Origin of the sequence: Kitasatospora sp. NPDC001603, assembly GCF_040298365.1 — a bacterium.
In the GTDB taxonomy this organism is placed as follows: domain Bacteria; phylum Actinomycetota; class Actinomycetes; order Streptomycetales; family Streptomycetaceae; genus Kitasatospora.
This window is the reverse complement of the sequence record NZ_JBEPAA010000137.1, coordinates 1-11,866: the sequence shown is the minus strand read 5'-3', so window position 1 is coordinate 11,866 and position 11,866 is coordinate 1. Positions and strand designations below refer to the sequence as shown.

Sequence of the window (11,866 nt, the reverse complement as noted above, 5' to 3'; positions counted from 1 at the left end):
TCGGGGGGGCGGGGGGCCCCCGGCGCCCGCGCGGGGGCGCGCGCCCCCCCCCCGGGCGCCCCCGGGGTGGGAGGGGTCCGGCCGTTCGGCGTTCCGGGCCGAGCGAGCCCAAGGCCGTTCAGTGCTTGAAGGCGTCCTTGACCTTCTCACCTGCCTGCTTCACGTCACCCTTGACCTGGTCGGCCTTGCCTTCGGCCTCCAGACGCTCGTTGCCGGTCACCTTGCCGACGCCTTCCTTGACCACGCCCTTCGCCTTCTCGGCGGTGTTCTCGACCTTGTCACTGGCACTCATGCGGACCTCCGGTTCGTCGAAGCTGTCGGCACAACGCCTGCCCCCGCCCGCCCGGAGGATTCCCCCGAATATTCGCCGCGGGCCGGGGCAGCCGGACCGCCGACACCGACTGTGGAGGTCGAAATGGTTCCCCTTCTTCTTGTTCTGCTGCTGGCCCTGCTCCTCTTCGGCGCGGGCTTCGCACTCAAGGCCCTGTGGTGGGTGGCGGTCGTGGTGCTCGTGGTGTGGCTGCTCGGCTTCGTGGCCCGCAGCACCGGCGCATCCGGCAGCCGCGCCCGCTGGTACCGGTGGTAAGCGCGGGCGATATCGCCCGGACGAACACGGCAGCAGGGTGGGGAACGCACACGACGCGTTCCCCACCCCCGCCACACCCACCGGCTGCCGACCGCACGATCGCCACACGCTTCGACAAACCCGCCGACCGCTACCGCGCCGGAGTCGTCCTGGCATCACTGATCCTCTGGCTCCGCGAACCGACCAGATGATCATTTGTCAGACAGGCCTTGGCGGAGAACCGCACGGCCTGCTCGTCCACATCGTCACAGCGCGAACGCGCGCGGGCGGGCCGGCGGTCGGCGGGCCGGCAGCCGCCGGGCCCCGCAGCGTCCTCGCTCATCGGTCGTGCGGGTGAGCCCGCGGCCCCGTACGTGTCGCGTGTCTCCTGCGCCGTTTCCGGTACGTGCCTGTTTTTGAAGGTCGCTTTTGATCAAGGAACTGCTCCGGACCGGCGTTGCCCGCCAGAATGATCGATATGACGATCCGCGGAGTGCTGTTCGATGTCGATGGAACCCTGTACGACTACGAGAAGGCCGAGGAGGCCGGTCTCCACGAACACCTGGTGGCTAAAGGGCTCTCCGTCCGGTTCGAGTCGCCGGCGGAGGCGCTGCGTGTGTGGCGGGAAGTCAGGGAGGAGGAGTACCCGCGTTTCCTGAACGGCGAGTTGACGTTCGCCGCCCAGAAGGCCGCACGCATACGGCGATTTCTCGCCCATGCCGGGGTGGTCGGCGCACTTGAGTGGACGGACGAGGCGGCTACGGCGTGGTTCGCGAGCTACGCGGTACAGAGGGACGCGATCCGGCGGGCGTTCGACGATGCTCAGCCGGTGCTGGGCGCGTTGGCGGGTCGATTCCGGCTCGGTGTCGTGTCGAACTCGGTGACCGCGCACCAGCGCGCGAAGCTGGATGCGATCGGGCTGCTCGGCTACTTCACGGAGCCGTTGATCTGCTCCCAGGAACACGGTTCCGCCAAGCCGGGGGCGAGCATCTTCCTGGCGGGCTGCGAGGCCCTGGGGTTGACGCCCGCCGAGGCGGCGTACGTGGGTGATGACTACGAGAAGGACGCGGTCGGGGCGCGGGACGCAGGGTTGCAGGCCGTCTGGCTGGACCGCTCTGCTTCCGGAGGTTCCGGTGCCGTGGACGCCGGTATCCGGGTGATCGCCTCGTTGACGGAGCTGATGAGTTTGTGATCAGTACCCGGCCCGGATCTGCTCCGCCCGTCTGAACAGGGAAAAAGGACACTGCCGGGGTAGATATGGAGCGTGAGCAAGACCGAAGAGCACGACGAGGCCCTGCCGGAGCAGGCGGCGGAGCGTGCGAAGGAGGAGACCCGGGCTTCCCAGGCCGACGCCGCGAAGGCGTCCGACGTCCGGGCGGCAACGGGCCGGAACGGCACGCAGGCCCGCTGGCGAGCAGGGCGGCCGCGGGCAGGGCGGCGGCGGGCCGGACGGCGAACGACGAGCGGCGAACGACGAGCGGCGGCGTGGCGGGATCCGCTGCACGATCCCGGAAAAGTCCGACCAGGCCCGCAACCGCAAGAAGCTGGGCGCCCACGGCGGCCGTCCGCCCACGTTCGACAAGACCGACTACCGCACGCGCCACGCGGTCGGTGCGGGATCAACCGCCTCGAGCGCCACCGGGCAGTTGCCACGAGGTAGGACAAGCTCGACGTCCGCTACGAGGCCACCGTCGCCCTCGCCGTCATCGACGAGTTGCTCTGAGCACGTTGTTACGGAAAGACGGGATTCCCGTCATCGCCGATCCACGGCTCCCGTCCCGGCCGCCGGCCGACAGCCTGCCAGACAGCATGTGCCGCAGCGAAGTTCACATCACCAGGGTCAGTATCTACCGGCGAAGTGAGGATTTCGACGACGGATACGCGTACCCCACGGGCCCCTTCAGGCAACTGCGGGTACCGGTGGGCTGTACCGAGCTGCAGGCCTGAAGTCCCCACCCCACCTTGATGCCCCGCCCCGGCGACCTCGGACGGGGCATCAAGGTGTCCGGGGCGGCCGTCACCAATGCTTTGAGCTGGACTTTCTGCCTGGCTTCCAAGGTTTTCGCGGCCAGCCGCAGGGGGCGTCTCCAAGATGTCCGGGACGTTCGCCAAGGTTTTCGGCGGAGCCTTCCAAGGTGGTGCGGCCGGGTGACGGGGCGACCATCAAGGAGGCGGACCGGGGCCCCGAGGGCGGGCATCAGGGTGAGCAGCGTGCGGAGGCTCTCCTGGTCGCAGCGCTCAGGTGGCGATGGCTGCCAGGAGGGACTGCAGGCGGCGCAGCACGTCCTCGGCCTCGTCGTACTGGGCCGCGGTGGCCTCGACCGCGCCGAAGGCGAAGCCGTGCTCGGCGGCCACCTTGCGCCACTGGAGGACCGGGGACAGTGCGGTGCTGGCGGCGGCCAGCAGCCAGGCCAGCGGGCCGTGGATGCGGGCCGTGGCGATGGCGGGGGCGGCGAGCGCCTCCCGCAGGTCCTCCAGCCGCCCCACCGGCTCCTGCGCCCGCTGCACCTCGGCGGGGCCCACGGCGGCGGCCAGGGCGGCCGCGGCCTGCGCGGCCAGGGCGCGATCGGCGTCGGTCGGCTCCCACGTCTTGTCACGCTGCTGCCGCTCGGCTTCCTCGGCCAGGCTCTCGATGATCGTCCGCATGTCCACGGGCCAAAAACCGTAGCGGCCGAGGCAGCCTCATGGTCATCCGACCGGGGCGGCCGCCCTCCAGGCTTTCGGAGCCGGTGGCAAGGGCGTCTGGCTTCCGAGGTGACCATCAAGGTGCACGCCTGGGTGACGGGGTGACCATCAAGGTGAGCTCCGGCGCGATCAGCGCCACTGGTACGACGTGCCCGTCATCGGCGCCAGTAGCACCACCGAACCGGCGGCGGGCTCGTTGGCCCGGTGAAGGACGGGGCCGACGGCCGGGTGGAGGTGGAGGCCGGCCGCCGCGGCGAGCGGGATCCACTCCACCGGTGCCCGGCCCGGGTCGTCCAGCTCCGCGGCCGCGACCGTGCGGTGGAGCCGGTCGGGCAGATGGGCGGTGAAGACCAGGTGCCGGGAAGAGTGTGCTCACCCCGGGCCGCTCCATCTCCTGCTCCTGGACGAAGCGGAGCACCGGCGGTACGGGGAGCACGTCCACATCGAGGCCGAGTTCCACCAGGAGCTCCCGGCGCAGCGCGGCGAGCGGGTCTTCGCCGTTCTCGACCAGGCCGCCGGGCAGAGTGTGCTGGACTCCGTGGGGGCGTTGGCGGCGGATCAGGGCCAGGCGGCCGTCGTGAAGCAGGACGGCACACACCCGCACAGGTACCGGCATCGAGGCTGTCACCGCAAGGTCTGGTCGGGGATGTGGTCAGCGTCGGCGGGCAGTTCGGGCAGCGGCCAGGCCGGGTCCGGAGTCCAGGCGGGCCAACCGGCGGCGAACGGTCCGGTCCGGTTGTCGAGCATGGCGATCGCCCGACCTTTGGCCCGCTCGACCTGGTGGTGGAGGTAGTCGTCGATCACCCCGAGGCCGCGCAGCTGCGCGTACTCCTGGCGGTCTTTCCAGTGGTGGCCGGACAGGTCGGGGGTGACGACCAGGTCCAGGCACAAGTCGAGGGTGTCGATGCCGCCGGGGCGGCGCTGGTAGGGCTTCTCGAAGTTGACGTACCAGCGCAGCGGGTCGCCGGTGGCGGCGTCCTGGAAGCAGTGGACGGAGAACCACTCGCCGTTCAGGAAGTGGCTCAGCAGGGTGGTTCCGGTCCACTGGTAGCGGTCCAGGGTCCAGGTGCCGGCCGCCAGCTCCGCCAGGCCGTGCTCGCGCAGGGCCTGGTCGCCGGTGCGGGTCGAGGTGATCCAGGACGTCGGGGCGAGGCTCTCGATCCCCGGCCAGTACGCCAGGGTCAGCACGTCGCCGGTGTCGGCGACCACCCGCTGCGGCATCGCGGTCCACACCCGCCCGGCGTGGACGTCACGGCGCACCACCGTGGTGCCGGGCAGGAAGAACAGGTTGGTGTCGGTCACCGCTGGAGCCTTCCCAGCGGCAGTGCCGGGAAGTCCGCTCGAAGGCGTGACAGCGCGTCAGGGCTGCGCCGGTCCGGCCCCTGCTGGCGGGGTCAGCCCCTGGTTCCCTGGCCGAGCGCGGCCTGGGCGCCCTCCAGGACACGGACCCCGATCGTGGCGCCTGCCGCCTCGCGCACCGTGGGCACCCGGCCACCAGCGATCATCAGATGTGCGACGAGCGTGTCCTCCGCCAGCGCCCGCCCCGCCCGGAAGGCTCCGCGGTCGAGCGCGAGGAGCACCGAACGCTGCTCGGCGCCGAGCCCAGGCAGCGCCGGGCAGGCTCGCACCGCGAGCCGCGCACGAGAGCGCAGCAGCTCCAGCAATCCCCCCCGGGCCGTCCACGGGCACCAGATCCAGGTCGGCCCCGACCAGCTCCGCCTCGTCCGCGCAGCCGGCGACGACCGCCGCGAGGAGCAGCACCAACCGGCCGTGCCGTTCGCCGCCGGGCAGCCCCTGCCCCAACGCCATCCGCTCGGCACCCGAGTCGGGCCCGGCTTCGGCGAACGCGGTCACCATGGAGTCCACAGCGCCTGGTCGTCGCCGTGCGGCGGGGCGGTGGAGTCGTCGGGGCCGCCAGTGGGGTGATATTGGTCGTCCATGATCTCGACCGCGTCCGGCCGGACCGGGGAGCCCGGGCGGGCGGCGAACTGGAGCGCACCGGCCCAGCGCGCTGATCCCGGCCCGGCGGGCCGTGAGGATCTAGGGTCGGTGCCGGATCCCTGACAGCAGGTCACCCGAGAGGCGGCGCGAGATGCCGGCAGAGCCCACCCGAGAACACGACGTCCTGGTGGTCGGAGCGGGGGTGTCCGGCCTCGCCTGCGCTCTCGACCTGCGCGAGGCCGGCCTGGACGTGCTGCTGGTGGAGCAGGCCGAGGCGGTCGGGGGGCGGGTGCGCACCGACCGGCGCGCCGGCTTCCTGCTGGACCACGGCTTCCAGGTGTTCAACACCTCGTACCCGCAGGTGAAGCGGCGGCTGCGACTGGCGGAGCTGCGGCTGCGCCCGTTCACCCCGGGTGTGCTGGTGCAGACCCCGCGCGGCCGGCTCAGGTTCACCGATCCCACCCGGCGCCCCCGGGCCGCCGCGGACCTGCTGCCCGGCCGGCTCGGGTCCGCCCGGGACATCGCCGCGCTCGGCCTGCTCGGCGCCCGGGACGCCCTGCTGCCGCCCGCCCTGCTCCGCCGGAGCCGGGACACCTCCACCCGTTCGGCGCTCGCCGCGTCGGGGATCTCGCCCGCGTTGGTGGAGGACTTCCTCCGGCCGTTCCTGTCCGGCGTCTTCCTGGAGGAGGAGCTGGAGACCTCCGCGCGCTACTTCCACCTGGTCTGGCGCAGCATGCTGCGTGGCACCCTCTGCCTGCCGAACGCCGGCATCGGCGCGGTGCCCGCGCAGCTCGCGGCGGGCCTGCCGGCCGGGGTGCTGCGGCTCGGCACGCCGGTGCGGGAGCTGACGGCGGCCGGGGCGGCGCTCGCCGACGGGACCGAACTCCCGGCCCGGGCCGTGGTGGTGGCCACCGGCCCGGGCGCGGCCGCGGCGCTGCTGCCGGGGCTGGCGGTGCCGGCCACCCGTACGGTGACCACCCTGTACCACGCGGCGCCGGTGCCCCCGCTGGCCGAGCCGACCCTGCTGGTGGACTCCGCGCGGCGCGTGCTGAACACGGTGGTGCTCAGCGAGGTCGCGCCGGGGTACGCGACGGACGGCCGGGCACTGGTCTCCACCTCGGTGCTGGGGGCGGCGGACCACCGGGAGGCCGAGGTGCGGTCCACGCTGGCCGGGCTGTACGGGACGGACACCTCCGGCTGGGAGCACCTCGCCTCGTACACCGTGAGGGAGGCGCTGCCGGCGATGCCGGCGCCGTGGCCACTGATCCGCCCGAGCCGGTTCGGCGCGGGGCGCTACGTGTGCGGGGACCACCGGGCGACCGGCTCGCTGCAGGGGGCGATGGCCTCCGGGACGAGGGCGGCGCGTGAGGTCCTCCAGGACCTGGGCCGCTGAGACTGTCGACCCGTGTGACAGACGGCCAGGCGGTCTCCGATACGCCCTCACGTCAGAGACGCACGGCACACCGTCAAGGGTCCGCCTCCTTGCGGGTGGGGACGTAGACCTTGCGCAGCGCCCGGATGGCCTTGTCCAGTTCCTCGGCCGGCGACATGAACAGGTCGCTGTCCAGACGGCCTTGTCCAGTTCCTCGGCCGGCGGCATGAACAGGTCGCTGTCCAGAACTTCCAGGCCCGCCATCCGCCTGTACGACGTACCGGACGCGTCCAGCGGCCGCTCGAATCCTCCCGTGTTCCACCGTCCGGCACCACGGACCGCCGGGTGCGGGCACGCGGCGCCCCAATTGCGTCCCGGCCCGGCCGGCCTGTTCAGGTCCCACCCGGACGGGCGCCCGGCAACGGGGCGGCGGGCGTCAAGCACCCCGGAGGAGACACGTCCGCCAGCACCCGGCAACACCCGGGCTGCGGGCCGGGGACCACCACTGCGCGCAGGTACTGCTTGCCGGGGAGTGCTGGCACGGGCGTTCGGCAGCTCTGGGCCGCCCGCCCGGGACCGGGACCCGCGGCGGTGGCAGTAGACCTCTGCCGCCGCGGCGGTACCGGCCCGGATTTTCAACGACCGGGGGCAGCCCGTGGCGTCGGGCGACCGATCGCGGAGGCCGGGCCGCGCCGCACAACAGCCGAGGGGCAATCATCCCGGGGCGCGTTCGCAGACGACGGGCGACGTCCACAGCGCACCGTGTCGCCCCCGACCGAACCACCAGCGCCGTCATCCACACCGCAGGACGGGAACAGGAAATTCTTCGGCACGGCCAGGGTGATGAAAAGCCATTATGCGGCTCCGTGGCCGCAAGATTTCCTGTTCCCTCTCGGAAGGCAGGCATCCTCCGGCCCAGGCAGGCCAGGAGGCCCGCCCACAGGTGACTGCTCGACGGTGACGGTATGCCGCAGGAGCGTCCGTTCCTCTCCCCGCTCGTTCCCGATGCCGTGCCCGGAGCCGAGGAGTTCGCGAGGACGCGGCAGGTCCTCGGGTGACCCACCGTAGCGTGCGCCGGCCACCACATCACGGCGCGGCGCCCCGCGCATGGGACGAGACACCTCGCCAGTGACATCCGCCGCTCCACGCCCCGCCCCGTCCACGACCGCGGCGGCGCTCCCGGCCAGGCATCACACACCCGGCCCTCCCATGCGCTCGCCGGCAGGCGTCGGCACAGGGGTTGCTGACGGATCCGATGGACGCCGCGATGCCGCCGGCGTCGAGGTGCTCAGCCAGGCGGAGTGACGTGTACTGACTTCCTGCACCGCTGTGGGGTACCAACTCGTTTGGCAGGGGCGGCGTCCGTCACGGTCGCGCTGCCGCAAGGCCGTCTCCAGGGCATCGGGCACGAGGCGGGTCTCCTTTGTGGTCGCGGCGGACCAGCCGACGATGCGGCGGTAGAACGTGTTCACGACGAACGCGAGGTAGACCACGCCGGCGAACGTGGCCACGTGGTGAAATCCATGACGCAGCACCGGTTCGGCGCGGAGGCGACGAAGTCCCGGTCGACCAGATCGGGTGCCCGCGCCACCGGTCGGAGACCGTGGTGACGACGCGCTTGCCGCGGACGGCTCCGCTGATGCCCAGGTCGCGCATCAGCCGCTCGACGGTGCACCGGGCCACCACGACCCAGGTGGTTCAGCTCGCGCCAGATCTTGCGGGCGCCGCAGACCCGGAAGTTGTCCTCGTAGGTCTTACCGATCAGTTCTCTCAGTTCTGTGTCACGGAGCGAACGGGCAGACACCGAACGGTTGTTGAACGCGTAGCAGGTCGATGGGGCGATGCCGCAGCCGTGCTCGGAGAGCACGCGGCAGATCGGCTCGACACCGCCGAAGCGAAGAAGGTGAAGGGCCGCAAGCGGTTCATCGTCACCGACACCCTCGGCCTGCTCCTGGCCGTCCACGTCGTCGCGGCGAGCGTTCAGGACCGCGACGGCGCGAAGCGGCCGTTGCTGTGGACCAGGCTCGACCACCCCGGCGTCAAGAAGGTCTGGGCCGACCAGGGCTTCGCCAGCCGCCTGGTCGAGTGGGCCGCCCAGATCCTGGAGCGGAACCTGCTGCCGTCCGGCTGGACCGCCTCGGGCTCGGACGGCTACGCCGAGCTCACCCGCCACCGGCACAGCCGTCCGCCGAGGCGTTGGCGCGGGCAGCGCGGGAGGGTGCAGGGTGTCACCATGTCCGAACGCCGCGACCGCCGTCGCCTCCACGCCCGCGCCCGAGCTCTCGGCGTGCCCATCGAGCAGGCCGCCCGCCGGACCTCTTCCCGCCAGCCCGGGCCGGCGGTCGCGCAACCCCTGTGGCCGCGGACCGCCATGCCGGACCGAGAAGAGGCGCCCGCGATCGTCCGGGCGGCTCCCGCGCGGGTGACATGCTGCACGGTCTCACGCGACCGGCAGGTCACGGACGGCGGGACCGTGGTCGTGATGACCCGCCACACACCCGACTGCCCGATCTGGTCCGCCCGTTAAGGCGGCGGACAACCAGCGAGCAGCGCAGCGCCGGACGACGTTCCCATGCCCATCCGGATCGCACTGGACAGCCGGAATGATCAACACATAGCCTCCCGACGATCATCACGTCGAGAGGACCATTCGTGGCACACGTCCAGCCGGCCGATCCCCGGGAACCGGCCGGCAACCTCAAGGCGCTCGCCGTCCTGACGAATGCCGGTCTCGTCCTGCTCAGTACGGCCTTCCTCTACTCGCCCTCGAACACCGTGATGGGTCTCCTCGTCCTGGTCACGCTCCTCGCCCTGGCGGCCGAAGCCATTGTGCGCAGCGTGTGGATCCGGCGGTGCTGGAGCAATGCGGAGGTGCTTGCTCCGGGCAGCCAGCGCTGTGGGCGCGGGTGGGCGGTGGGTGTCTGGTTCGTTCCGCTGGTTCAGCTCTGGCTGCCGCGGCGGGTCACTGTGGATCTCCGGCGTGCGAGCGGTCTGCCAGACAGCGGGGTTGTGAACCTGTGGTGGGGCGTCAGCATCGCCGTCTACGTCAGCTACGTGATGGCGGCCTTCCGGGACCTGCATCTGGTCGCCGTCCTGGCCGAGTGCGCTCTGGCGCTGGTCAGGATGGTGGCCTTCATCCGGATCATCGGCCAGATCACTTCCCGTCAGGCCGAGGCTCTCGGCCTCCCCCCTGTCACGAAGCTCGGCCAGCGGGCCTCCCAGCACGCGTGAGCCCGACCGCCTCGGCAGTCGTAAGCCGACCGCCCGGTCGGGGTCCGGCTACGGGGTGCGGTAGCCCCGCGCCGGATCGCGGGCCTCGTCGTGGTCGAACGGGGAGAACCACTTCAGCGGTGCCAGGCTCACCAGCCCCAGAGCCTGTTTGACCTCGCTCTGCGGGTCCTCGGCGCCATCCAGGCTGGCGTCGAAGAGCATCAGCACATCATGATCTTGAAGAAGCATGTCGGATGCGCCGTCCAGGTCCATGTCGAACCGGTGGAACGGAAGGCCCGCGATGCGCTCGGCCACCAGCTTGGGGCGGTCCTGCAGCAGTTCCTCGGCCCGACGGATCGCCAGGTGCAGTGCCATCTCCTCGCCGGTGCAGCGCGGCAGCGGGGCACGGCCGGCGGCGATGTCCGAGGCGAGATCGTCGAAGGACCGGGCCATCTCCCTGCGCCAGGAGCCGCCCAGACGCCGCGTGATGCGGGGCAGATCGGCGAACAGCCCGGCCGCCTGCCCGGAGAGCGCCTCGTCACCCAGCGCCGCGGCCTCCTCCCATGCCCGCCGGGACAGGTCATCCAGTGCCAGAGCCAGAAGCGCGGCGGTGCGCGGGCTCAACATCCAGCCCTCGCCGTCCTCGTCGCCGTACTCGTCCTCGTCCTCGTCGTCCAGACCGGCCGGGCCGTCGTGGGACCTGCTCTGCAGCCTCGCACGGACCGCACGGACCGCCTCCTCGGGGCGCGCGAGGCTGGTGTCGATCAGGAGCAGGTCCTCGCCGAACTCATCGGCGGCGAGGAGTACGGCGGCCTGGTGGAGCAGGGCCGCGCCCGCCACCATCGAGAGCGCGCCAGTGGGCAGGACCACCGCGTAGTAGTTGTCGGTGAAACGCTCGACCAGGGCGGCGAGCAGCCCGGCGACGATCAGGGGGTCCTGCCACGGCGACTGCAGGTCGAGGTGGTCGACTACCAGGAGGCTGCTCGGCATCTCGACCTCCTGCTGGAAATCCGCGCCGAACGAGCCATCGGGGTCGAAGACCTGGGCTGCGAGGTGCGCGAGGAAGTGCCCCTCGTCGCTCATACGGTCGAACAGGTTGCCGCTCTTCCAGTACAGGCAGCGGCTGAGCCGCATCGTCCCGATGACCGTCCCCTCGGAACGGACCTGGACCGTCCATGTATGGAAGCCGTCACCGGAACGGTAAGAGCAGCCGGTGCTCGTGACGGAGCTCCAGCGACAGCAGGGACGGGTCCGCGGTGACGGAGGTCTGCTGCGACAAGGTCGTGCTCCTGGTGGTGTCGGCGGTCGTGACGGGGCCAGCTTAGAGTTCAGGCCCGGCCCCGTGAGCCCGTTCCCGTGAATGCCCGGCCAGCGCACCGCAGCTCCCGCAGGGCGCTCGGAGCGTGCCCCGGCCGGCGAAGTAATCGCCCGCCTCCGTCGAGGAGGGATGCGGCACGTACGGCTCGCGGCCCCCGACTGCGGAAATCCGGCCCATTGGGCCATGTTCTCGTATAGCTGCCGCCACCCGACAAGTACCAGAGAGTGGCTGTCCGTCACTTCTGGTGATGGTGCTGGGTGAGGATGGCGAAGTCGGCGTTGGCCTGGGCGACGGCTTCGGGGTACGCCTGGGCCTTTCCGTGCTCGGCCAGCGTTCGGTAGATGCTGGCCAGACCGGGGTTCTGGCCCTTGCGTTTGCCGGTGGGGATGATCAGGTCGGGGCGGATCTGCTCGACGGACTCGCCTGCTGCCCGGCCCCGCAGCACGGTGTGCAGCATGTCGTCGGTGATGACGGGGGGTCGGCCGCCGTGCTTGCCCTTGCGGGAGGCGGCGTCGAGTCCTTCGAGGGTGGCTTCGCGGATGCTCTCGCGCTCGGTCTCGGCCATCGCGGCAAAGAACCCGAGCAGCATCCGCCCGGGACCGGACGGGTCGTAGATGCCGGGCAACGGGCCGGCCAGCATCTCCAGCACGAGGCCGTGGGCGGTGAGGTGGTCGGCCAGCGCAGTGAGCTCGGCGGCGTCCCGGCCGAGGCGCTTCATCTCGTACACGGTGAACAGCACGCGGCAGTGCGGGGCGTGGGCCTTGATCTCGCGGGC

The 11,866-nt window shown here is 71.6% G+C and carries 12 protein-coding genes and 2 pseudogenes; 6 read left to right on the top strand and 8 right to left on the bottom strand.

The features are described from left to right. Positions 1–118: 118 nt before the first annotated feature. Positions 119–292 (bottom strand): CsbD family protein, encoded by a 174-nt coding sequence (locus ABT263_RS37775; protein WP_352298192.1) that lies wholly within the window; start codon positions 290–292, stop codon positions 119–121. A gap of 123 nt (positions 293–415) precedes the next feature. Here ABT263_RS37775 and ABT263_RS37770 point away from each other — a divergent pair, with 123 nt between their 5' ends. The 3 genes and pseudogenes from ABT263_RS37770 (at position 416) to ABT263_RS37760 (ending at position 1,757) form a co-directional block, all read left to right on the top strand. Then, complete coding sequence (locus tag ABT263_RS37770; protein ID WP_352298189.1) at positions 416–586, top strand: DUF5670 family protein; 171 nt, start codon at positions 416–418, stop codon at positions 584–586. Between the two features lie 92 nt (positions 587–678). Next, positions 679–796 (top strand): annotated as a pseudogene (locus ABT263_RS37765) (IS5/IS1182 family transposase); the annotation flags it as partial. 247 nt (positions 797–1,043) lie between these two features. Further along, positions 1,044–1,757: an HAD family hydrolase gene (locus tag ABT263_RS37760; RefSeq protein ID WP_352298186.1), complete on the top strand. Its 714-nt coding sequence runs from the start codon at positions 1,044–1,046 to the stop codon at positions 1,755–1,757. A 1,046-nt stretch (positions 1,758–2,803) separates the two neighbouring features. Here the strand turns inward: ABT263_RS37760 and ABT263_RS37755 are convergent. The 4 genes from ABT263_RS37755 to ABT263_RS37740 form a co-directional block, all read right to left on the bottom strand. Continuing rightward, positions 2,804–3,211 (bottom strand): hypothetical protein, encoded by a 408-nt coding sequence (locus ABT263_RS37755; protein ID WP_352298195.1) that lies wholly within the window; start codon positions 3,209–3,211, stop codon positions 2,804–2,806. 115 nt (positions 3,212–3,326) lie between these two features. Next, positions 3,327–3,866: an NUDIX domain-containing protein gene (locus tag ABT263_RS37750; RefSeq protein ID WP_352298183.1), complete on the bottom strand. Its 540-nt coding sequence runs from the start codon at positions 3,864–3,866 to the stop codon at positions 3,327–3,329. Positions 3,867–3,874: 8 nt separating this feature from the next. Continuing rightward, a complete protein-coding gene (locus ABT263_RS37745; protein ID WP_352298180.1) occupies positions 3,875–4,552 on the bottom strand; it encodes a ribonuclease FAU-1 family protein in 678 nt (225 codons plus the stop codon). 92 nt (positions 4,553–4,644) lie between these two features. After that, positions 4,645–4,914 (bottom strand): hypothetical protein, encoded by a 270-nt coding sequence (locus tag ABT263_RS37740; protein WP_352298177.1) that lies wholly within the window; start codon positions 4,912–4,914, stop codon positions 4,645–4,647. A gap of 428 nt (positions 4,915–5,342) precedes the next feature. Between ABT263_RS37740 and ABT263_RS37735 the strand changes: the two genes are divergently transcribed. Further along, positions 5,343–6,584, top strand: a complete 1,242-nt coding sequence (locus ABT263_RS37735; protein ID WP_352298175.1) for an NAD(P)/FAD-dependent oxidoreductase — start codon at positions 5,343–5,345, stop codon at positions 6,582–6,584. A gap of 1,169 nt (positions 6,585–7,753) precedes the next feature. Here the strand turns inward: ABT263_RS37735 and ABT263_RS37730 are convergent. Further along, on the bottom strand, positions 7,754–8,074 hold the full coding sequence (locus ABT263_RS37730; protein WP_352298172.1) for a hypothetical protein: 321 nt from the start codon (positions 8,072–8,074) through the stop codon (positions 7,754–7,756). 386 nt (positions 8,075–8,460) lie between these two features. Here ABT263_RS37730 and ABT263_RS37725 point away from each other — a divergent pair. Continuing rightward, positions 8,461–9,090, top strand: a pseudogene (locus ABT263_RS37725) (transposase); the annotation flags it as partial. A gap of 125 nt (positions 9,091–9,215) precedes the next feature. Beyond that, complete coding sequence (locus ABT263_RS37720; RefSeq protein WP_352298170.1) at positions 9,216–9,794, top strand: DUF4328 domain-containing protein; 579 nt, start codon at positions 9,216–9,218, stop codon at positions 9,792–9,794. 48 nt (positions 9,795–9,842) lie between these two features. Here ABT263_RS37720 and ABT263_RS37715 read toward each other — a convergent pair whose 3' ends face one another. Next, the gene (locus tag ABT263_RS37715; RefSeq protein ID WP_352298167.1) at positions 9,843–10,907 is read right to left on the bottom strand and encodes a hypothetical protein; all 1,065 of its coding nucleotides are present in this window, start codon (positions 10,905–10,907) and stop codon (positions 9,843–9,845) included. Positions 10,908–11,326: 419 nt separating this feature from the next. Next, positions 11,327–11,866 (bottom strand): recombinase family protein (locus ABT263_RS37710; protein ID WP_352298164.1); only part of this gene is annotated, 540 nt, incomplete at its 5' end.